At 62.5% G+C, this 22572-nt stretch carries 21 protein-coding genes; 14 read left to right on the top strand and 7 right to left on the bottom strand.

The window, feature by feature from the left end; all coding sequences use genetic code 11:
* Positions 1–2 precede the first annotated feature (2 nt).
* Positions 3–782 carry an enoyl-CoA hydratase/isomerase family protein gene (locus tag D8Y22_RS21355; RefSeq protein WP_141466653.1) on the top strand — a complete coding sequence of 260 codons (780 nt, stop codon included), beginning with the start codon at positions 3–5 and terminating at the stop codon, positions 780–782.
* Between the two features lie 182 nt (positions 783–964).
* On the opposite strand, the gene D8Y22_RS21350 is transcribed toward D8Y22_RS21355, so the two are convergent.
* The 3 genes from D8Y22_RS21350 to D8Y22_RS21340 form a co-directional block, all read right to left on the bottom strand.
* Positions 965–1732: an IclR family transcriptional regulator gene (locus D8Y22_RS21350; protein WP_141466652.1), complete on the bottom strand. Its 768-nt coding sequence runs from the start codon at positions 1730–1732 to the stop codon at positions 965–967.
* Between the two features lie 170 nt (positions 1733–1902).
* Positions 1903–2694: an enoyl-CoA hydratase/isomerase family protein gene (locus tag D8Y22_RS21345; RefSeq protein WP_141466651.1), complete on the bottom strand. Its 792-nt coding sequence runs from the start codon at positions 2692–2694 to the stop codon at positions 1903–1905.
* 120 nt (positions 2695–2814) lie between these two features.
* Positions 2815–3072, bottom strand: coding sequence for a carboxyl transferase domain-containing protein (locus tag D8Y22_RS21340; RefSeq protein WP_246084544.1), 258 nt, complete (start codon positions 3070–3072; stop codon positions 2815–2817).
* Between D8Y22_RS21340 and D8Y22_RS21335 the strand changes: the two genes are divergently transcribed.
* Positions 3047–3394, top strand: coding sequence for a sodium:solute symporter family transporter (locus D8Y22_RS21335; protein ID WP_246084543.1), 348 nt, complete (start codon positions 3047–3049; stop codon positions 3392–3394). The genes D8Y22_RS21340 and D8Y22_RS21335 overlap by 26 nt on opposite strands.
* Before the next feature lie 6 nt (positions 3395–3400).
* Complete coding sequence (locus tag D8Y22_RS21330) at positions 3401–3820, top strand: hypothetical protein (protein WP_141466650.1); 420 nt, start codon at positions 3401–3403, stop codon at positions 3818–3820.
* 514 nt (positions 3821–4334) lie between these two features.
* On the opposite strand, the gene nikR is transcribed toward D8Y22_RS21330, so the two are convergent.
* A complete protein-coding gene (gene nikR, locus D8Y22_RS21325) occupies positions 4335–4763 on the bottom strand; it encodes a nickel-responsive transcriptional regulator NikR (protein WP_141466649.1) in 429 nt (142 codons plus the stop codon).
* 134 nt (positions 4764–4897) lie between these two features.
* On the opposite strand from nikR, the gene D8Y22_RS21320 reads away from it, so the two are divergent.
* The 9 genes from D8Y22_RS21320 to D8Y22_RS21280 all read left to right on the top strand — a co-directional run bounded on the left by D8Y22_RS21320 (position 4898) and on the right by D8Y22_RS21280 (position 18049).
* Positions 4898–5713: a creatininase family protein gene (locus tag D8Y22_RS21320; RefSeq protein ID WP_141466648.1), complete on the top strand. Its 816-nt coding sequence runs from the start codon at positions 4898–4900 to the stop codon at positions 5711–5713.
* Between the two features lie 51 nt (positions 5714–5764).
* On the top strand, positions 5765–9385 hold the full coding sequence (locus D8Y22_RS21315) for a PAS domain S-box protein (protein WP_141466647.1): 3621 nt from the start codon (positions 5765–5767) through the stop codon (positions 9383–9385).
* Between the two features lie 199 nt (positions 9386–9584).
* Positions 9585–10718, top strand: coding sequence for a quinolinate synthase NadA (nadA, locus tag D8Y22_RS21310; protein ID WP_141466646.1), 1134 nt, complete (start codon positions 9585–9587; stop codon positions 10716–10718).
* Between the two features lie 2 nt (positions 10719–10720).
* Positions 10721–12259 carry an L-aspartate oxidase gene (locus D8Y22_RS21305; RefSeq protein ID WP_141466645.1) on the top strand — a complete coding sequence of 513 codons (1539 nt, stop codon included), beginning with the start codon at positions 10721–10723 and terminating at the stop codon, positions 12257–12259.
* Between the two features lie 2 nt (positions 12260–12261).
* Positions 12262–13074, top strand: coding sequence for a carboxylating nicotinate-nucleotide diphosphorylase (nadC, locus tag D8Y22_RS21300; RefSeq protein WP_141466644.1), 813 nt, complete (start codon positions 12262–12264; stop codon positions 13072–13074).
* Positions 13075–13401: 327 nt separating this feature from the next.
* Entirely contained in the window at positions 13402–13590 is a 189-nt protein-coding gene (locus D8Y22_RS21295; protein WP_141466643.1) for a hypothetical protein, read from the top strand.
* Between the two features lie 192 nt (positions 13591–13782).
* Complete coding sequence (locus tag D8Y22_RS21290) at positions 13783–15363, top strand: aldehyde dehydrogenase family protein (RefSeq protein WP_141466642.1); 1581 nt, start codon at positions 13783–13785, stop codon at positions 15361–15363.
* An 82-nt stretch (positions 15364–15445) separates the two neighbouring features.
* A complete protein-coding gene (locus tag D8Y22_RS21285) occupies positions 15446–16003 on the top strand; it encodes a metal-dependent hydrolase (protein ID WP_141466641.1) in 558 nt (185 codons plus the stop codon).
* 345 nt (positions 16004–16348) lie between these two features.
* Positions 16349–18049, top strand: a complete 1701-nt coding sequence (locus tag D8Y22_RS21280) for an acyl-CoA mutase large subunit family protein (RefSeq protein ID WP_141466640.1) — start codon at positions 16349–16351, stop codon at positions 18047–18049.
* Positions 18050–18167: 118 nt separating this feature from the next.
* Here the strand turns inward: D8Y22_RS21280 and D8Y22_RS21275 are convergent, their stop codons facing one another.
* The 3 genes from D8Y22_RS21275 to D8Y22_RS21265 form a co-directional block, all read right to left on the bottom strand.
* Complete coding sequence (locus D8Y22_RS21275; RefSeq protein ID WP_141466639.1) at positions 18168–18677, bottom strand: DUF2062 domain-containing protein; 510 nt, start codon at positions 18675–18677, stop codon at positions 18168–18170.
* A gap of 259 nt (positions 18678–18936) precedes the next feature.
* Positions 18937–20193, bottom strand: coding sequence for a Glu/Leu/Phe/Val family dehydrogenase (locus D8Y22_RS21270; protein WP_141466638.1), 1257 nt, complete (start codon positions 20191–20193; stop codon positions 18937–18939).
* A gap of 238 nt (positions 20194–20431) precedes the next feature.
* Positions 20432–21298 carry an HpcH/HpaI aldolase/citrate lyase family protein gene (locus tag D8Y22_RS21265; protein ID WP_141466637.1) on the bottom strand — a complete coding sequence of 289 codons (867 nt, stop codon included), beginning with the start codon at positions 21296–21298 and terminating at the stop codon, positions 20432–20434.
* A gap of 86 nt (positions 21299–21384) precedes the next feature.
* On the opposite strand from D8Y22_RS21265, the gene D8Y22_RS21260 reads away from it, so the two are divergent.
* Together D8Y22_RS21260 and D8Y22_RS23055 are read left to right on the top strand one after the other, a co-directional pair.
* The gene (locus D8Y22_RS21260; RefSeq protein WP_141466636.1) at positions 21385–21846 is read left to right on the top strand and encodes a MaoC family dehydratase; all 462 of its coding nucleotides are present in this window, start codon (positions 21385–21387) and stop codon (positions 21844–21846) included.
* Positions 21847–22071: 225 nt separating this feature from the next.
* Entirely contained in the window at positions 22072–22296 is a 225-nt protein-coding gene (locus D8Y22_RS23055) for a GNAT family N-acetyltransferase (protein ID WP_246084542.1), read from the top strand.
* Positions 22297–22572: the final 276 nt, after the last annotated feature.

Below are 22572 nucleotides of genomic sequence, written 5' to 3'. Positions count from 1 at the left end.
GTATGGCAACTACAGACAACTATGCCTACGAGACGGACGGGAATATCGGCCGCCTCACACTCGATCGACCGGACGTTCTCAACGCCATCAGCGGCGAATTCGCGGTCGAACTCGAGTCGGCGTTTCGTGATATCGATGCGGACGACGACATCTCGATACTCCACCTCACGGGTCGTGGCGACTCGTTCTGTTCGGGATTCGATATTGGCGAACTCGAGGACGACCTCTCGGGGATGTCCTACGAGAACTACGAGCGCCACGTCGACGGCATCGTCGCGCTGCAGAACCTCAGCCGGATGATCCGCGACGCCGATACGGTCGTCGTCGCCGAGGTAACTGGCAACGCCCTCGGTGCCGGACTGGAACTGGCAGTTATCTCGGATATCGCTATCGCGGCCGACGACGCGCGGTTTGGATTCCCCGAGACGAACGTCGGGCTCTCGATCACGAACGGTGTTACGAACTTGCTTCCGCGGGCGGTCGGCCTCCAGCGTGCGAAACTCCTGACGCTCACCGGAGAGTACTTTTCGGGACGCGACGCGGCCGACATGGGGTTGATCGCCGAATCGGTCCCCGAAGCGGAACTCTCCGAGCGAGTCGAGACCGTCATCGAGTCGGTGCTGTCGAACTCCGGGTCCGCAGTCGCCGCGACGAAAGCGCTGCTCAACTGCGGCAGCGAGGTCCGATACGAGGAGTCTCTCGAGCGAGAACACGTCGCCGGCTCCGAGTTGCTTCGATCCGAAGAGTACAAGCGCATGGTGCGTGAGTTCGTGACGGACTAGGACTGCCCTCTCGAGCCCGTTTTCGGTTTACACCCACACCGATGTCACAAATCGGGATCCGGGCAGGAATTGGTGTGCTGTGACGACGATCTTCGGCCTCTCGTCCAGCTCGCTGACGGTTCGAGTTACCGTCCGCCAGCGTGACGCTCCTCGAGCGGATTTCCGATCGACGGTGGACGCGATCAACGGAGTGAGAGATTGACCTCGATTTCGTTGACGGCCGTTTCGATGTCGTCGACGAGTCGCTCGCGGCACTCGTCGTCGAGCCGTTTGATCGGCCCTGCGACCTCGACGGCGCCGTGGGGCTGCCCGTCGTCGTCGAGTATCGGCATCGCGATCTCGAGCAACCCTTTGATGCTCTCGGCTCGAGCGTACGCGATGCCATCGGCGCGAATCGTCTCGAGTTCGGCGTAGAGCTCGTCCTCGTCCGTGATCGTTCCCGGTGCCTCGGCTGGCATCCCCCATCGTTGGATGATTTCGTCGATCCGTTCGGGCGGCAAGTGTGCCAGAATGGCCTTCCCGGTAGCCGTGTTGGTCATTCTGGCCTGGCCGCCGGGCAAAAACTCCCTCCGTATCGAACAGGTACCCTCTGCGACGACGATATTCGTGGCCAATCCGTTCTCTTCGATAGCGAAGTACGCTTGTTCGTCCGTTTCGTTGGCCAGGGTTTCGATCGTCGGCGCGACGATCCGGCGTAACTCGTCGGACTGCTCGATCGTCCGACCCAGATGGACGAGTCGATAGCCGAGCCGGTAGGTGCCATCGTCGTTTCTGAGATACCCCAATTGGTTGAGCGTCGTCAGGTGCGAGTGGACCGTACTTTTGGGTAACTCGAGCTGGTCTGCGATTGCGGAGACACTTCCGGTCGTCTCGTGTTTGAGATACTCGACGATCTTGAACGTCGTCCGGACCGATTTGAGCTGTTTCGTTCCCGGGCCCTGCTGTGCCATACCACATACCACGCCGGTCGAAAAATAAATCTATCCGATAGTGTCGGACGGCCGTCGGTCGAGAGAAACGACAGCGGGTGTGCGAGAGATAACTCACCGTCACGTACGTCGACGTATACCGCGACCATACCGAAAACTGACGGTTGATCCACTACGACCCTCCCACGGCACTACCTGCCCTCGAATTCGGGTTCGCGCCCTTCGAGTCGCGCCGTGAACCCTTCGGTGTAGTCGTCGGTCTCGGTCAGCATCTCGCCGAGTTCACCCTCGCGCTCGAGCCCGTGCTCGAGTGGCGTTTCCAGCGCGGCGTTCAGCATCTGTCGTGCGTACGCCATCCCAAGCGGCGCGTTCTCGGCCAACGAGTCAGCCCACTCGCGAGCGCGGTCGTCGGTCGCCGACCGATCCTCGACGACCTCGTGGACGAGCCCGCACTGTTCGGCCTCGTAAGGATCGATGTACTCGCCGGTGAGGACGAGTTCTTTCGCCTTCGAGAGACCCACCAGCCGCGGGAGCCGCTGGGTCGCACCGCCGGACGGGAACAGCCCGAGTTCGACCTCGATGACGCCGTACTTTGCGTCCTCGCTGATGATTCTGAAGTCGACCGGTAACACGAGTTCGAACGCGCCCGCGATGGCGGCCCCCTTGATGCTCGCAACCGAGGGGACGCTCATGTCGTCGATGAAGTGCGTGATATCGTCGAGACCCATCTCCAAGTCGGGTGCGTCGTCCTCGCCGCGTCGTTTCATCATCTCGAGGTCCATTCCGGCACAGAAGACGTCCCCTGTCCCACTCAGTACCATGACCCGAACGTCGTCTCGGGCCTCGACCTCCTCGAGTGCCGTCCGGAGATCGCCCAGTAGCGCCTGGTTCATCGCGTTGCGTCGCTCCGGCCGATTGAGCACGACGTCCGCGCGGTGGTTTTCGATACGAAGCAAGACGTTTCCGTCACCGATCTCTTGCATACACCGACACTACCACGAGCGCTTACATAAATCTTCAGTACGATCGAATCCGGGGCGATCGGACGCGTCCGTCCGCCGTCGAGAGGCGTTCGGAGACGAGACGCTCCCGTCCACAACTGCCTATATCGGATTGATCGCTCGCTTCTTCGGCGGCCAGTCTCGATCGCGGTCGGCGTCGGCCCGGTCGAACGCGCGCCGGATTCTGTCACGGGTGTCTTCGGGTTGAACCACGCCGTCGATGCCGACGCGTGCAGCGGCCCGGACGGCGTCGGTTCGGTCCTCGAATCGGTCGATCAGCTCCTGTCGGCGGCCCTCGGGATCGTCGGCCGACTCGATCTCGTGTCTGTAGGCGATGTCGACGGCACCGTCGATCCCCATCGCCGCGCTCGATCCGCCGGACATCCTCGTCGTCCTCTACACCGACGCGACCGGGATGATGGCGGCCGCGTTCTTCTTCCCGCTGGTCCTCGGCATCTGGTGGAAGCGCACGACGGCGACCGGCGCACTCGCTGGCATGGCCGTTGGCCTGCTGAGCTACGTCGGCGCCTGGCTCTTCCTCCCGCTGTTCGGGGCGATCCTGCTCGCCTTACTGCTCTCGCTGTGTGTTACCGTCGGCGTCTCGCTGCTCACCGACGCACCGTCGGTCGAAAAGATCGAACGCCTCCGAGACCAACTCGGCCACGAGGAGGCCGGCTGGTAACCACCGATGCGCTCGCTCCGCCATCACTGCCGTCGGCTCGTCGACGCCGTTCTCGTCGGGAACCGCTGGCGTACGTTCTGTGGCTGCTCGCACCCAACGTTTCTCGAGGCGCTCACAGGGGCACTCGAGGACGCTGCCGTTGCCTTCGAGATCGAGACGCGTACGGACGCTCGAGACCGAGCGACGGCTGGCGTTTGCCTCGTCGATGTCTCGCCGATTCCCGACGACCACGGTGCTGAACTCGCAGCCCTCATGCAGGCGGTCACAGCCGCCCTCGAGTCTGCACCGTGGGACCTCGCCGGGCATCCGCGATTCAGGTTTGCCCTGTTGCACCGATATAAAATCAGATCGAAGTGGCACTACTGGCTCCGAAACGATTCCGCTGTCGACACACGTCACGTACACCGTGATACCCACGAGGGGTAGGCCGCATCTGTTTATCACTCATCTATATTTCGAATGTATATAGAGGGGCTGATAGTATGTGAGCATTCCCTCCGAAGACTAACATTATGTTTACTGATAGGATATCCTAGTGAAGATGTTCGGGATACTATTCGAAAGACAATAGCTAGGCGCATCTGGTGCTCTATCGGAGAATATTGTACTGAACGAAAGCTCTGAAGCATTCGAATCATCACACATATTGTATGGTGGCTGAAGTATATCTACCCTTACCTATAAGATAGATGATTAATAGCTCGTATTATAGACGAACCATTACATTCTATAAACGACAGAGATCACGTTCTGTGGGGTCCGTAGACGTTCGTAGGGACTGTTGGACGCCGTTTCCGGTCCAGCCGCGACTCGGGCGGCGGCTGGGCCGGTCGACTCGCGTCGCCCCTCGACCGAGGCTCGTTGCACACCGTTCGACTCACCGCCGGGACATCGGTACAGGAATCCGTATCAGTAGTAGCCTCGAGTGCTGTCTTTGGGGTTATCGTCCCTGCGAGATCGGATCGAACTCGTCGACGGGAATCACGGAGTAATCGACCGTCAGGGCGTCTTTGGTCGCACGGATCTTGCCGACGAACGTCGAGATATCCTCGAGTTCGCCCTCGAGAACGAACAGCTCCATGCAGTAGTGATCGCCGACGTGGCTGTGGAAGTTCGAGGCCACGAGGTCTTCGTGTTCGTGGCGCAGGTGCATCATGCGCTCTTCGACGCTCGTGGTCTCGTAGTCGAACAAGACGGTGACGATACCCATTAGTTCTCGGTCCTCGAGTCGGGTGTCCTCGAACTCGCCGAGCAGGTTTCTCGAAGCTTCCCTGACGACTTCGCTGCGACCGGTGTACCCGTGCTCCTCGGCGAACTGATCGAGCCGGTCGAGAAGTTCGTCCGGCATCGAGACGCTGACGACTGCCATATAATAACTCGTCGGCGGTTAGCTATTAAGGTTTACTATGTTTTTCGGCTCGCGGTCCGTTCGACTCGAGACGCAGGCGATCGAAACGGCGGTCGGCCATACAATGTTTTGGAGTTCCACTCCCAGATACGGCTATGTACCTTCCCCACCGAACGTGGCAGGAACTTACCGACTACGTCGGTACCGAGTCGGTCGCCATCGTGCCGCTCGGATCGACCGAACAGCACGGCCCACACCTCCCCGAGGGCACCGACTACATGATCGCCGAGGCGCTCGCTCGAGCGGCGGCCGAACGGTCGGGCTTTCTGTGTACCTCGCCGGTTCGCATCGGCGTCAGCTCCCATCACCGGCAGTTCCACGGCACGATGTGGGTCGAGCCGCCGATATTCCGCGACTACGTCGAGAGCTTCTCGCGGAATCTAACCGCCCACGGGATCGATCGGATCGTCTACGTCAATGCCCACGGCGGTAACGTCGCCCACCTTCGTGAGGTCGGTCGCCGACTGCACGACGACGGGACCGCCTACGCCATCGAGTGGATGTGGGACGAGTCGATCCCCGAACTCATCGAGGAAGTCTTCGAGACGCCTGGTCCTCACGGCGGCCCCAAAGAGACCGCGATGATCATGCACATCGCCGAGGAACTCGTCCGCGAGGACCGCCTCGAGGACGCCCGCGATGGCGGGACCGTCTTCGACGACGGCGCCGGTCGCGTCCACGGTGCGACGACGTTCTACGACACGATCGAAAACAGCGAAAACGGCGTTTTCGGTGATCAGACCGACGCGACGCCCGAGATTGGCAAGCGACTCTTCGACGCCGCCACCGAACAACTGGTCGCCTTGCTCGAGTGGCTCGACGACCGACCGCGTGAGCAGTTACTCCCTGCGCCACACGTCGACCCCCAGCCGAGCGCGGGGGACCGTTCCGATACTCCGGACCGATCGTAACCACTCGCTGGGTGCGTGGGACTTATGCCTCCGAGTCCTGTTACAGAGGCAATGAGCGAACGGAACGCGTCACCATCGTCGTTCTGGACTCCCGACGGGGATCCGGCACCGGACGAATGGTGTCAGTCCCTTGTCGAAGCGATCGACGGTGGCGTCGTGCAGTTCGATCGGTCGCTTCGGATCTGTGCGGCCGACGAGACGCTCCTCGAGATTACCGGTTACGGCCACAATGAGTTGGTGGGCGCACACGCCTCGTTGCTCCTGTCGGATGCGACGGTGGCACACCTCGAGGAGTCGGTTACCGACACGGAGCAGCAAGACGCCGTTGGAGAGCCGTCGATCGACGTCGGGCTGTACACTGCAGCAAATACGAGGCGACACTGCCGGTTCGGGGTAACGCCGGTCCGGATCGACGACCAGTGCCACGGGGCGGTCGGGGTTCTGACGCCCCTCGAGCGGGCCTCATCGACGACGAACGGCGACATCGAGACGGTAGGTGCCGACGCGGACGGGGCTCGGCCTCCAGCCGAAACGGACGTAACTGCCTCGAGTGCGTTCGAGGCAGCCACAACAGTTCTCGAGGACGCCGAGATCGGTGTTTTCGTACTCGACGAGCACTTCGACGTCGCGTGGATCAACGAGACGACGGAACGGTACTTCGGTATCGATCGAGCGGCTGTGCTCGGGCGAGACAAGCGCCAGGTAATCCGAGAGACGATCCGGGACTGCGTGGCCGATCCCGATCGGTTCGAGGAGACCGTCACAGCAACGTACGACGATAACACCTACGTCGAACGATTCGAGTGTCACGTCACCCCGTACGACGACCGCGAGGAACGACGACTCGAGCATCGGAGCAAACCGATCGAGCACGGCCCCTTCGCCGGCGGACGCGTCGAACTCTACTACGACATTACTGAGCAACACGACCGCGCAGTCCAGTTGCGGCAGCTCAACGACTCCCTGCGGGAGTGGGTCACGAAACCCTCCCGCGAGGACGTCGCCAGCACGGCGAGCCGACAGCTCCGATCGATACTCGGACTCGAGATCAACGGGATCTATCTCTACGACGAGGCGACTGACTCACTCCGACCGGCCGGATGGTCCGAGCCGGCAGCCGAGTTGTTCGACGAGGTTCCGATCTTCGCGGCGGGCGAAGGCGTCGCCTGGCGCGTCTTCGAATCCGGCGAGCCGGAGATCTACGACGATGTCAGAACCGACCCCGATGTCTACAATCCGGAGACGCCGATTCGAAGCGAGATCTGTCTCCCGATCGGCGATCATGGGATTCTATTGGCTGGGTCCCAACGGCCACGGGCGTTCGACGACGGGGACCGCTCGCTCGCGACGGTCGTCGCCTCGGGTCTCGAGGTGATCTTCGATCAGATCCGTCAGAAACGCGTTCGCGAGCGCGAGCGCGCCCAGACCGAACAACTTCTGCAGACGGCGCCGGTCGCGATCGCCGTCGAAGACGCGGCCGGCGACACGGTTGTCTCGAACAGACGAACCCGGGAGCTGCTCGGTGTCAGCGATGGCCTCCCACTGGGGAAAGCAGGCACGATCGACGGCTGGAACGTCTACGATCGGTCCGGCAAGCGACTCGCACCCGAGGACGCCCCGGTCGCCCGTGCACGGACGACGGGCACACCGGTGACCGATCGCGAACTCGTCCTCGAGGGGCCGACGGGTGACCGAATCTGGGTGTCGGTCAATGCGGCACCGGTCCATGCGGCCGACGGCTCGGTCGCCCGCGTTATCTCGGTCGCCGAAGACGTTACGGAGCGTAAACGACACGAACGACAACTCGAGCGTCGGAAGACGGAACTGGAGACGGAGTTGAGCGAGATTCTCGGTCGCATTTCGGACGCGTTCTATGCGCTCGACGAGGAGTGGCGGTTCACCCACGTCAACGACCGCGCCGAATCGTTGCTCGGTTACTCGGCCGAGGAACTCGTCGGGGAGGTCGTTTGGGATATCTTCCATCACGGCCGGGAATCGGATCTCTACGACCGGTTCCAGACGGCCATGGATAGCCAAGAAGCGGTTTCGGTCGAGCGGTATTCGGAAACGTTAGACATCTGGATGGAGGTACAAGCGTACCCGTCCGAAAGCGGGCTATCGGTCTACTTCCGCGACATTTCCGATCGGAAGGCTCGCGAGCACCAACTGCTCCAGTACGAACGGATCATCGAAACTGTCGACGACGGTATCTACGTCCTCGACGCTGACGGTCAGTTTACCGCGGTCAACGAGGCCTACACCGAGCTCACCGGCTACGATCGATCGGAACTGATCGGCGCTCACGCCTCCCTCGTCGCGACCGACGCGACCGTCGAACGTGCCAGACAGCTCGCCGCGGACGACAACAGCGTCTCGACGATCGAAACCGAACTCCAGACGAGCGCCGGCGAGTGGGTTCCGGTCGAGGCGACGATAACGGCGTTCAGCCGGACCGATACGGGACCCGAACGGGTTGGTGTCGTTCGAGACATCACGGAGCGCAAAGACCGCCAGCGGCGTCTCGAGGCCAGCGAACAGCGGTATCGAACGCTAGCAGAGCACTTCCCCAACGGCATGGTCGCACTCTACGACGAGGACCTTCGCTATACCGCGGCCGGTGGACAGCTACTCGAGGATCTCGGCATCGATCGCACCACTCTGATCGGCCAGCGTATCCGTGAGCGATATCCCGACGACCTCGTCGACGACATCGAATCGGAGCTTCGAGCGACACTCGAGGGCGAGGAGCGGGCGTTCGATGTCCAGTATCGCGGCCGCGAGTTCCGGGCGCATACGCTTCCCGTCGACACTCCCGACGGCGACCACACCGGGATGCTCGTCGTTCAGGACGTCACCGAACGGGTCCGCTACGAGCGCAAACTCGAGGCCTCGAACGAACGCCTCGAACAGTTCGCCTACGCCGCCTCCCACGATCTCCAAGAGCCGTTGCGGATGGTCACGAGCTATCTCGGTCTCATCGAACAGCGCTACGAGGACGAACTCGATCAGGACGGCCAGGAGTTCATCGACTTTGCGGTCGACGGCGCCGAGCGTATGCGGACGATGATCGACGGCTTGCTCGAATACTCCAGGGTCGAGACCCGTGGTGAGCCGTTCGAGCCCGTCGATTTGAACGATGTCCTCGCGGATGTCCGAAAGGACCTCGAGGTACAGATCGAAGAATCCGGTGCCGACGTGACCGTCGAGTCGCTACCCTGTGTCAGGGGCGACGCGAGTCAACTTCGCCAGGTATTCCAGAACCTGCTCGCCAACGCGATCGAGTACAGCGGCGACGGGCCACCGACCGTCACCGTCTCGGCGTCCCGGTGGGCAGACGAATCGACTGCAGCGTCGACCGACCGTTCCTCGAGTGCAGTAGAGGGCAGTGTCGGTCCGCAAGCGGGCGTTCAGCCGGATACTGTCGACGGTTCCTGGAGTGGCGAGACGTGGATCGTCTCGGTTACCGACGAGGGAATCGGTATCGACCCCGACGATACTGATCGGATATTCGGACTCTTCGAGCGACTTCACGGCCGTGACGACGGTGATGGGACCGGCATCGGACTGGCGCTTTGTCGACGGATCGTCCAGCGCCACGGCGGCGACATCTGGGTCGATTCTGAGCCGGGCGTCGGCTCGACGTTTTCGGTCGCGATCCCGGCACCGCCGTAGTAACATCCTTTGTCGGGCCTCGCCTCCGAGGACTCGACGACTGATACGAATTGTCGACCGTTGCCGGCGAAACCACGATCCGTACGTAACTCTCTTCGATGATTACACCACTCGGTGGTATGCAACCGGAATTGACCTTCGAAGGAAAAAGTTATTCAATAGCGATCTATGAGGTATAGTCAACCATAGGTGACGTAGAATGGTCAAAATGGAAACGGCGGAGCTGGAAACCGATTTGAGTTTGTTCAAATACGACAACTTAGAACAGCTACCGTCTCGATACCGCGAGCTCGAGGAGACCGACCGAACCGAACGCATCGACGCGGCGCTCGAGGCGCTGGGCGACGACGTGGTGATTCTGGGCCACAATTACCAGCGCCGGGAGATCGTCGACCACGCCGATTTCGTCGGGGACTCCTACCAACTCTCGAAAGAGGCCGCCGCGGCCGACGCCGAGTACGTGATCTTCGGCGGTGTCACGTTCATGGCAGAGAGTGCAGATATCATCACCGACGACGACCAGACGGTGATCCTGCCGTCGATGGAGGCGTCGTGTCCGATGGCCGGGATGGCAGAAGCCCTCCAGGTCGACAGCGCCTGGGCCGAGATCACCGCGGCCGCGCCCGATGCGAACATCATCCCGATCACGTACATGAATTCCTACGCCGATCTGAAGGCATTCTGTGCGAGTCAGGGCGGGCTGGTCTGTACCTCCTCGAACGCTCACAAGGCCTTCGAGTACGCCTTCGAGACGGGCGACAAAGTGCTGTTCCTGCCCGACAAACACCTCGGCGAGAACACTGCACACAGACTGGGCATGGAAAACGATATCGCCGAGTGGGACCCCTGGGATCCAGAAGGGAAGGACGCGGCCGACGTCGCCGAGAGCGATATCATCCTCTGGGACGGCTACTGCCAGGTCCACGAACGCTTCCGCGTGGAGCACATCGATCAGGTTCGTGACGCCAACCCCGATGCGAAGGTCGTCGTCCACCCCGAGTGTCGCCGCGAGGTGGTCGAAGCCGCCGACAAAGCCGGCTCGACGGCGACCATCTGCGAGACCATCGCAAACGCCGATCCCGGCGACACCTGGGCGATCGGCACCGAAATTCACCTGACGAACCACCTCCAGCGCTGGCACCCCGAGGTGAACGTCCTCCCGCTGTGTGGGGACGCCTGTATGGACTGCAACGCCATGCGCCAGATCGACCCCAACTACCTGACGTGGGTCTTGGAGGAACTCGTGGCGGGTCGCGAACGCAACGTCATCGAGGTCGCCCCCGAGGAGAAAGAACTCGCCGAAGTCGCGCTCGATCGCATGCTCGAGATCTAACCATGACCGAGACACCAGCCGAATACGACACCGCAGACGTCCTCGTCGTCGGCAGCGGCATCGCCGGCTGTGGGGCCGCGTTACAGGCCGCTCGTGCGGGTGGCGATGTCGTGCTCGTCACCAAGGCCGAACGTCCGGACGACGCCAGCACCGACTGGGCCCAGGGGGGGATTTCGACGACGCGGGGCGATCCTGAGAGCCTGAAAGACGACATCCTCGAAGCCAGCGACGGAACTGCCGATCCCGACGCCGTCGATGTCCTCGTCGAACACGCCGACGACGCCGTCGACGATGTCCTACTCGACACCCTCGGAATCGAATTCGACGAGGCGGCCGACGGTGAGTTCGACTACACGCGCGAAGCCGCCCACTCCGAGGATCGTATCCTCCACGTGGACGCCGCGACGGGCACGCACATTTTGCGGCCGTTTCTCAACTACGTCGACGACCACGAACGCATCGAGCTCCGGCAAGATACGGCCGCACTCGAGTTGATCACCCACGAGGGGCGCGTCCACGGTATCGTCACCGACGAATCCGGCGACGGCCACCCGATCTACGCCGGATCGACCGTCCTCGCGACCGGCGGCATCGGCGCGCTCTATACGCGCTCGACCAACCCCGACGACGCGACCGGGGACGGCATCGCGATGGCGGCCCTCGCGGGCGCGGACGTGGCGGACCTCGAGTACGTCCAGTTTCACCCGACGGCCTACGCGGGCGAGGATCCCTTCCTCCTCTCGGAAGCCCTGCGTGGCGAGGGCGCAGTCCTGCGAAACGGCGACGGGGATCGGTTCATGACCGACTACCACCCCGACGGCGACCTCGCACCGCGAGACGTCGTCGCCCGCGCCGTCGACGCCGAGCGCGAGGCAACCGGTGAAGTCGTTCTGGACGTGAGCACACTCGAGGACGACTTCGAGCGCGAGTATCCTGCCATCGCCCGGAACTGTCGCGACCGCGGCATCGAGGGCGAGGCGATCCCCGTCGCGCCCTGCGAGCACTTCCTCTGTGGCGGCATCGACGTCGACGACCGCGGCCGCACCTCGCTCGACCGGCTCTACGCCGTCGGCGAGTGCGCCCGCACCGGCGTCCACGGCGCGAACCGCCTGGCGAGTACGAGCCTGCTCGAGGGGCTGGTCTGGGGGCTGCGAGCGGGAGCGGACGCCACAGACGTGGGGACCGAACCCGAAATCGTCGAGGCACCCGACCTTCGCAACAGCGACCCTGATCTCCCCGACCGGTTCGCCGCCGAAAAGTTCGTCCGGCTGAAGCGGACGATGGACGAATCTCTCGGTCTCGAGCGTAACCCCGACGAAATCGCCCGTGCGAGCGCCGTGCTTCGACGACTCAAAGGGGAAGTCGACGCCTACGTCCGCACGCGGACGGCGCGGGATCTCTACGAACTGCGCAACGCGAGCGTGACGGCGCTGTTGGTCGCGCGGGCGGCAAGCGAGAACACGGAGTCGAAGGGCTGTCACTACGTCGTCGCCGACTCGAGCGCCGAACCAGTCGAAACCGAGTCGGCGGCGGACGACTGACGATGATCACCGACACGCAAATCGAACGCTGGCTCCGCGAAGACATCGGGCACCACGACGTGACGAATCAGGTCCCCGGCGAGACGACGGGACGACTCGTCGCAAAGGAAGACGGCGTCGTCGCGGGCGTCGACGCGGCGACGGCGGTCTTCGAGTATCTCGGCGTCGAGGTTCACGACGCGCTCGAGGCCGGCACGCAGGTCGACACGGGCGACGAGGTCTGTTGGGTCGAGGGGCCCGCACGCGAGGTTCTGCGCGGGGAACGGGTCGCTGTCAACCTCGCGGGCCACGCCTCGGGCATCGCGACGCGGACGCGCGCGGTCGTCGACCGCGCCAGAACCGAATCGTCGGACGTCAGGATCGCCGCGACCAGAAAGACGACTCCTGGCCTGCGCGGCCTCGAGAAACGGGCCGTCGTCGCAGGCGGGGGCGACAGCCACCGGCTCGATCTCTCGCACATGGTGATGGTCAAGGACAACCACGTCGCCGAGATGGGTCTCGAGGGCGCGATCGACCACTTTCAGGCACGAACGTCCTTTGCGACCCAGTTGGATGTCGAAGTCGAATCCGTGGCGGATGCGCCGCGAGCCGCCGAGGCTGGCGCGGATATCGTCCTGCTCGACAACATGACGCCCGCCGAGACGAGTGAGGCCGTGGACCTGCTCGAGGCACACGATACACTCGCGGAAGCCAGCGGCGGAATTACCCTCGAAATGGTCGCCGACTACGCCGCGACGGGCGTCGATATTATTTCGATGGGATCGCTCACGCACTCGGCCGACACACTGGACCTGTCGTTTCGAACTGCCCAGTAGCGGCGGGAATCGCTCTGCTGGGGGCTCACTCGAGTCCCCTTTTGAACTAAACTGGCACTGTCTGACAACCCGAACTGGCGGTTTAGAAGCAGCTTTAAAATATCTGGAGCAATTAAAACCCATTATTCTCGAAGACAGAAAACGTATGAAACCGACGTAAAACCTTCAGTGAGTGTCACGAATAACTGACTGTCCTAAAACGAGATGAATCTCATCGAACCATCGGCCCGCTATATAGGGCTAGCGACACTCGCTGACGAGTAGGTGAGACCGATGTCGTCGTCAACGAACACTGATCGACGCCCACGGTGGGCCGACACGCAGCCGGTGAGCGGAATCGAGATCGTCGTCAGCGCCGTGCAGGGGACGGCGTTCTGGACGACGGTGTTGTTGCCCGTGCTCGTCCCCCTGCTGGTCGTCGTCGGAATCGTGACGATGACGCCGTCCGCGGCAGTCGGGTTCCTCGGAGCCTACTGTGCGTGTGCGGTGCTCGGCCACAACCACTCACCTACCTAACCTCCACCCATGAAACGACACGTCACCCCCGACGAACGCGCTCGAGCCGCAACCGAAGCCGCCAGACAGGTCCAGAAGACCCTCGAGAGACACCCGCGACGCAACGACGAGTGATTCGGCTCTCCACCACAGTCCTCCGCGACGTGTGAATCACCACCAGTGCTTTTGCTCTCACCCGACGTACAGTCGGCTATGAGCCAGCGAGCTACAACCGAGACTGACGGCCACTACATCGGCGGCGAGTGGACGGACGGCGACGGCGAGGATACCTTCGAGAGTGCCAATCCTGCAACGGGCGAAACGCTCGCGACGTTCCATCGCGGTACCGACGCCGACGTCGACGCCGCGCTTTCGGCTGCGACCGACGCCGCCGAGGAGTGGCGATCCTTGTCGTCCATCGATCGGGCTGAGTTCCTCTGGGATATTTATCACGAACTCCGCGAGCGCCACGAGGAACTCGGCGAGATCGTCACGAAGGAGTGCGGCAAAGAGATTTCCGAGGGGAAAGCTGACGTGACCGAAGCCTGGCACATGGTCGAGTGGGCCGCAGGTAACGCCCGCCATCCACACGGCGAGGTCGTCCCCTCGGAAGTCGCCGGCAAAGATGCCTACATGCGACGCAAGCCACGCGGCGTGATCGGTTGTATCACGCCCTGGAACTTCCCGGTCGCGATCCCCTTCTGGCACATGGCTATCGCCCTGGTCGAGGGCAACGTCGTCGTCTGGAAACCCGCCGAACAGACGCCCTGGTGTGGCCAGGTTATCGCCGAGATGATGGACGACGCCGGCGTTCCCGACGGCGTCTTCAACATGATCCAGGGCTACGGCGACGCTGGCGCGGCGATCGTCGACGACGACCGCGTCGATACCGTCCTCTTTACCGGCTCCGCGGAAGTCGGCCACGAAATCGCCGGCAGCGTCGGCGGCGAACCCGGCAAGCTCGCGGCCTGCGAGATGGGCGGCAAGAACGGCATCGTGATCACCGAGAACGCAGACCTCGACATCGCCGTCCACTCGGCAGTGATGTCGAGCTTCAAGACGACCGGCCAGCGGTGTGTCTCGAGCGAGCGTCTGATCGTCCACACCGATGTCTACGACGAATTTAAATCGCGGTTCGTCGACCTCGCCGAAGATGTCGCCGTCGGCGACCCCCTCGAGGAAGACACCTTCATGGGACCGGCGATCGAGGCCGACCACGTCGAGAAGATCCGTCGGCACAACGAACTGGCCCAACAGGAGGGTGCCGACGTGCTGGTCGATCGGTTCGAACTCGAGGACGCGGAGATTCCCGACGGGCACGAGGGGGCAGCCACTGCCGCCGATGATGAGCGTCGCGCCAGCTACGCGAACGGCCACTGGGTCGGTCCGTTCGTCTACGAGATCGAGTACGATAGCGATCTCAGGTGTCTGAAAGAGGAGTGTTTCGGCCCGCACGTGGCCTTGCTCGAGTACGACGGCGACATCGAGCGGGCGGTCGAGATCCACAACGATACGCCCTACGGCCTCGCCGGCGCGATCATCTCGGAGGACTACCGTCAGATCAACTACTTCCGCGATCGCGCGGAGCTGGGACTCGCCTACGCGAATCTCCCGTGTATCGGTGCGGAGGTCCAGTTGCCATTCGGCGGCGTCAAAAAGTCCGGTAACGGGTATCCCTCTGCACGGGAGGCCATCGAAGCCGTCACCGAGCGGACCGCCTGGACGATGAACAACGCCGACGAGATCGAGATGGCCCAAGGACTGTCGGCGGATATTACGACGCGAGAGGAGTAACTCGAGTCGGAAGCGTCGTACCGGAGTTCGCCGATCGATTCCCGGAAGGAATTTACGCAACTCACCCATCGTCTCAGCCAGTATGTGGCCACTGGGACACGTCGCCGTCGCCTACATCTGTTATACGGTTTCGACTCGAGTGCGGTTCGACGCCCCACCCGGATCGATCGCGACGCTGATTCTCGTCGCCAGCAGCCAGTTTCCGGACCTGGTCGACAAGCCGCTTGCGTGGTACGGCGGCGTCCTGCCGACCGGGCGAACGCTCGGGCATTCGTTACTGTTGCTCGTCCCGTTGACGGTCGCCGTCTACCTCCTCGCGCGCCGATATGGCCGCGGGGAGTACGGGCTGGCATTCGCGTTGGGCGCACTCTCGCATACGTTCGTCGACGCGGTGCCCATCCTCTGGGACTCCGAGGAGAGCGTCGCCCACCTGCTGTGGCCCCTGACTGCGGTCGAACCGTACGAGAGCGGCGCGCCGAGCGTGCTTGCACTTTTCGTCGACTCGCTGTCTGACCCGTACTTTCTCTCGGAGTTCGTCTTCGCCGCTGTCGCGGTCGCGCTCTGGCGACGAGATGGCTATCCCGGCCTCGAGCCGATCGGTCGTGTGCTCGAGCGGCTTCGGCCGTCAGCGACGGGGTGAGACGTGACGACGCTACGTCGGCGACGTGGTTCGTCCCACCCTGATCTTCGCCTCGCTCCGCTCGCCCGGTAGTGTAGAACACACCGTCGTGCCGCCGGTAAACAGGGTCAGGAAGCCGGCGACCTGGAGGACACCCCGACCTGCACCGCGCTGAACCACAGGAGGGCTGATCAAATCCGGGAACGTCCCGGATCATTGTGAGTCCTGCCCAGACGACCGGTAGTGGCGCGAACGCGCCGGCGATGAGCTACCTTCAGTGGCCGTCGCGATACCCGTCGGTTCGAATACTGTTTCGTGGTATCATTCCCCGAATCCTTAATGCCGAGCGAAGCAATATTTGCGAGTATGTACGACGACGACGACCTCGAGGCGATTCGCGAAGCGGACGAAGACTGGAGTCACGAGACGCTCGAGCCGACTCTCGATCGTCACGGCGAGCGACAGGACCGGTTCGCGACCGTCTCGAACCACGAGGTCGAGCGACTCTACACGCCCGACGATATCGCCGATCTGGACTATCTCGATGATCTTGGCTTTCCGGGCGAGGAGCCGTATACGCGGGGTCCCTATCCGACGATGCACCGGGGTCGGACGTGGACGATGCGTCAGTTCGCCGGCTTCGGAACGGCAGAAGAGACCAACGAGCGCTTTCACTATCTGATCGACGAGGGCCAGACCGGGCTGTCGGTCGCCTTCGACATGCCGACGCTGATGGGACTGGACTCGGACGATTCGATGAGTGATGGCGAAGTCGGGAAAGAAGGCGTCGCGGTCGATACCCTGCGTGATATGGAGGTCCTCTTCGACGGTATCGACCTCGAGGCGATCTCGACGTCCTTTACGATCAACCCCTCGGCGCCGGTGATCTACGCGATGTACGTCGCGCTGGCCGACCAGCAGGGCGTCCCTCGCGAGCAGATCCGCGGGACCCTCCAGAACGATATGTTCAAGGAGTTCATCGCCCAGAAGGAGTGGGTGATCCCGCCCGAGCCGTCGCTCGATCTCGTCACCGACGTCGTCGAGTTCTCGACCGCGGAGACGCCGAAATTTCATCCCATCTCGATTTCGGGCTATCACATCCGCGAGGCCGGCTCGACGGCGATCCAGGAACTCGCCTTTACGCTCGCCGACGGCTTCGCCTACGTCGAAGACGCGATCGAGCGCGGCCTCGAGGTCGACGCGTTCGCCCCTCGGCTCTCCTTTTTCTTTAACTGCCACAACTCCTTTTTCGAGGAGATCGCGAAGTTCCGCGCGGCACGGCGGATTTACGCGCGCGTAATGGACGAGTGGTACGACGCCGAACGTGAGGAATCCCGGCGGCTCAAGTTCCACACCCAGACGGCAGGCCAGTCGCTGACCGCCCAGCAACCGATGAACAACGTCGTCCGGGTGACGATCCAGGCGCTGGCGGGCGTCCTCGGTGGAACCCAGTCGCTCCACACGAACAGCTTCGACGAGGCGCTCGCGTTGCCCTCGGAGGAGGCCGTCCGTGTCTCCCTGCGAACCCAACAGATCATCGCCGAGGAGTCGGGCGTTGCCGACATCGTCGATCCGCTCGGGGGAAGCTTCGCCGTCGAGTCGCTCACCAACGAGATCGAAGCCGAGACCATGGCCTACATCGAGGAGATTCGCGACCTCGGGGAGGGATCGGTTCGAGACGGCGTCCTCACGGGCATCGACGACGGCTACTTCCACCGGGAGATACAGGACGCCTCCTACGAGTACCAAGAGCGCGTCGAACGCGGCGAGGAAGTCGTCGTCGGCGTCAACGAGTACACCCTGGACGAAGACACCAGTCCCGACATCTTGCAGGTCGACGAAACTGCCCAACAGCGCCAACTCGAGCGCCTCGAGTCGGTCAAAGCCGAACGCGACGACGACGCCGTCGCCGACGCGCTCGAGGCGCTTGCCGATGCCAGCGAGCGCGGCGAGAACACGATGCCGTACATTGTCGATGCGGTAAAATCCTATGCGACGATGGGCGAGATCATGGATGTCTTCGAAACCCAGCACGGCGCCTACAGCGAGCGGATCGGTCTGGCCTGATCGCCTGACGATGGCCGTCAGAACGGCTGTGTGGTCGGCTTGCTGGACCGATGTACTGGCGCGAGAGCGACCCGTCATGCGGTCGCGCCGGAACTGCCGTCCAACACCGTCTGAGGGGCTATAGCCGCCGGAAGAAGTTCCTGACGGTCGCCAGTCGCGATGGCCCCTGTCGATTGCGCTTTCGTTCGCGATGGACTCGAGTCATGTGTAAGACCGTGACGTAGCCCGCGAGCGAGAGGACGAGTGCCACGATGACGTTCCCGACGAGCAACTGCTGGATCGCCCCCCAGGCGATGTCGGTCGCCGATCCGTCGGTAGTGGTCGCCGTGATCGATGGCGTCGAGACGAACAGGCCGCCGACCTGAAAGCTCGCCAGGTAGACGGCCGGCTTGATCAGGGGATTCATCACCGCGACGGAGGCGAAGATGGCGGGTTTGCTGATCCACGACCACAGCGAGATGAAGAGAAAAAAGAGCCCGATACCCAGTCCGCCGGTCGGAAACGCCGTGACGAAGACGCCGATCGCGAAACTCGAGGCGACTTCGTGAGGCGAGTGTTCTTCCCGGAACGCCGCCGTCAGTTTGCGGCGCACACGATCACGATAACGACTGAGCCGGTCACGTAGCATTCGGTCCCTGTCAGTCGGTCCGTACCAGCCCTCAAAAAGATGTCGAGTCCCGCAACGACGAGTTAGCAATCCGTCACGACGGTGGCGTCGGACGTAGACGGGCTGGTGTCGGTCAGTATCGGCGTGTCTCCGAGCTGTCCTGCGATTGTGCCGACGCGTCGAGACAGCAGACCGTCGCATACAGTTCACCGGACGTCATTTCCAGCGCGACTGCGATCCGAGTGGCGGTCGCGCCGGTACATCGGTACACCGAGCCGTATCAGGGGAAGCGACCGCCTTCTTCGAACGCGTCAGCGACGCGTTGCATCGCAACGACGTAGGCTGCGGTCCGTGGGTTGTCGAGGTCGTGTTCCTCGATCGTGTCGACGAGCGCGTCGAAGGCGTCGACGATGAGACCTTCGAGTTCATCGTTGACCTTCTGTTCGGACCAGTAGAACCGCTGGCGGTTCTGGACCCACTCGAAGTAGCTTACGGTCACACCGCCGGCGTTAGCGAGGATGTCCGGGATGACGAAAACGTCCTCGCCCTCCAGAACCCGATCAGCTTCCGGCGTCAGCGGACCGTTTGCGGCCTCGGAGATGACGTCGGCAGAGACATCTTCGGCGAGATCGCCGTCGATCGCGTTCTCGAGCGCAGCGGGGATCAGGAGATCGACGTCCATCGTCAGGACGTCCTCGTTGGTGATTTCTTCCTGGCCCTCCTCGTAGCCGACGATGCTGCCGGTCTCGTTTTTGTGATCCTTTGCGGCGACCGGATCGAAGCCGTCGGGGTTGTAGATGCCGCCACTCGAGTCGCTGGCGGCGACGACGGTCGCGCCCATCTCGTCGATCAACTTCGCGGCGATCCAGCCGGCGTTGCCATAGCCCTGAACGGCGACGGTCGCGCCCTCGAGGTCCGTATCGAGGTAGTCGAAGGCTTCGCGGGCGGCGATAACGGTCGATCGGCCGGTCGCCTCGACGCGACCCTCGCTGCCGCCGCTGGCGAGGTTCTTGCCAGTGATGACGCCCGGTTCAGTCGTATTTTCCAGCGTTTCGTAGGTGTCTTTGATCCAGTTCATCTCCCGCTGACCCGTGTTCACGTCGGGTGCGGGAATGTCTCGGTCCTCGCCGACGAGCGGTCGCAGTTCGACGGCGAACGCGCGAGTGAGTCGCTCGAGTTCGCTCTCGGAGTACGCCGTCGGATCGACGACGATTCCACCTTTGCCGCCGCCGAAGGGGATGTCGACGATCGCCGTTTTGTAGGTCATCCATCCCGACAGCGCCTTTACTTCGTCACGACTGACTTGTGGATGGTAGCGAATGCCCCCCTTGTACGGCCCCCGATCACCGTTGAACTGGGATCGGAAGGCTTTGAACCGCTCGAGAGATCCATCGTCGAGCTCGACCGACAGATTCGTTTCGAGAACGCGTTCTGGATGTTTGAGTCGCTCGATGACATCGTCGTCGATATCAAGATACGCCGCCGCCTCGTCGATCTGAGACTGCAGACTCTCGAACGGATTGGCACTCTCTGTCATTACGTGGCAGTTCCGGTGTTACCAAAATAAGGATACCGAAAGCAAATTAGTCAGCGATCCTCGATATTAGGTCTTGATATCTATACTAATCGCGGATGTATGTGTGTGAATTCTAACCCTCTCAGGGGACAGAGCGTTCATACGGTTTACTGTACGTCAGTTCCGGCCCAGCCGCGACCCGGGCGGCGGCTGGGCCGGTACATCGGTACAGTAATCCGTATCAGTGGGGTGGCTCGAGTCACGTGTTCCGATCGGCCGCACTGGCGCGCTCGAGGATCTGTTTGGCCTGTGCAATAACCGGCGGATCGATCATCTCGCCGTCGACCTCGAAGACGCCGCGGTCGTCGGCGTCGGCGTCGCGCTTGGCCTCGAGGATTGCTTGGGCCCACTCGACCGTCTCCGCGGACGGTGAGAAGGCGCTGTTGATCGGGTCGACCTGACTCGGATGAATGGCGATTTTGCCGTCGTACCCCAGTTGTACGGCGAAGTCGGCCTCCTCGCGGACGCGTTCGGGGTCGTCGAACTCGGTGACGACCGTATCGACGGCATCGATCTCGTGTGCGCTGGCCGCGAGAACGACCTGCTCGCGAGCGTGAAGCACCTCCGTCCCCTCGTCGGTTCGCGTCGCGCCGATATCCGCCGAAAAGTCCTCGGCACCGAAAACCAACGCGTCGGTCGCCGACGCCGCTGCGATGTCGGCTGCCGCCAGAATGCCCGCCGCACTCTCGAGCAACGCGAGAATCGGAAGCGAGCGATCGTAGGTCTCGAGTTCGGCCGCGAGTGTTCGGATGTCGGCCGGTGCGTCGACTTTCGGCAACAGGATACTATCGGGCCGGACCGCGTCGGCGTCGTCGGTTCCGAACAGCCCCTCGAGGTCGGCGTCCATCACCGATCCCGTCGGATTGACGCGAACGCAGACCTCGCAGTCGGGATCGAACGACGGATCCGCGAGTACCGCGCGGACGGTCGCTCGGGCCGCGTCCTTTTGGTCGGGCGTGACGGCGTCCTCGAGATCAAAGATGACCGTGTCGGCGCCAGTTGCAGGGGTTTTTCGGAGCAGTTCGGGTTGATCGCCGGGAGCAAACAGCAGACTTCTGCGAGCCATACAGCGTCTCCGTGCTCCGACACTGTGAACGTACTGGAGCCGGTACCGACAACACGTTTTTGTAGAACTTTCACGATGGCATCGGTATGGCGGGACGCTACTACGAGGAGTTCGAGGTCGGTGAAACGATCGAACACCAGCGAAAACGAACGATTTCAGAGAGCGACAACCAGCGCTTTTGCGATATGACGATGAACCAGCAGCCGCTACACCTCGATCGGGAGTTTGCCGCTGAAACCGACTTTGGCGAGCGACTCGTCAACGGACTCTATACGATGTCGCTGGCCGTCGGTATCACGATTCCGGAAACGACCGACGGGACGATCGTCGCGAACCTGTCCTACGACGATGTCGAGCATCCGAACCCGGTCTTTCACGGCGATACGATCCGCGCCCAGTCGACGGTGACCGACAAACGCGAGACCAGCGACGGCGAGCGCGGAATCGTTACCATGCACGTCGAGGTCTTCACGCAAACCGACGACCTCGTCTGTGAGTTCGACCGCACGGTCCTCTCGTTGCAACGCGAGACTGAATCGGGGTCATAACCGACGTACGCGAGCTGTTACCCGAGGTGATCGAAACCGATCGGCTCCGACTCGAGCTACTGACCCCGTCGCCGGTCGATGTCTCCGAACTGTATCCGCTGTATTCGGACGATCCCGACGTCGATCGGACCACCGAATACCTCCCCTGGGATCCCACCAGACGCCCAAAGAGACGCTCGAGTTCCTCGAGCACGCGGCCGACCAGTACGACACAGCGCGGGCGCGGTGTACGTGCTTTGTCCTCGGGACGGCGAGGACGGCGCCGGTGAAATCGCCGGCACCACGAGCGTCGAGATCGACTGGGAGAAGCGAACGCTACAGCCGGGTATCTGGTTTCGAAAACGGTTCTGGGGCCGGCGATACGCCGGCGAGCGCGCCGCCGCCGTTTTCACGCTCGCGTTTGACAGACTCGACCTCGAGGTGGTTACCCATCACCGTCCACGTCGATAACGATCGCTCGAACCGCGCTGTCGGGCGGGTCATCGATCGCTACGGTGGTGACTGCGAGGGTCGACTCCGAAACTGGCGGGTTATGAATGGCAACCCGGTCGATTGCTACCGATACAGCCTCTCGAGGGCCGACTGGGCGGCTGAAACGGGGACGTTTCAGCGAAGTAGGGTGGGGTAGTTTACTGCGGTTCGACTGACGACTCCCACTAAACGGCCAGCAATCGTTGCGGCGGTATCGCCGCATTTCGACCAGCTGGTGGCTGCTATATCGGTATT

Source organism: Salinadaptatus halalkaliphilus, assembly GCF_006543045.1.
Classification (GTDB): Archaea; Halobacteriota; Halobacteria; order Halobacteriales; family Natrialbaceae; genus Salinadaptatus; species Salinadaptatus halalkaliphilus.
Note: the sequence above shows the minus strand (reverse complement) of the source record. Positions and strands in the feature narration are given on the sequence as shown.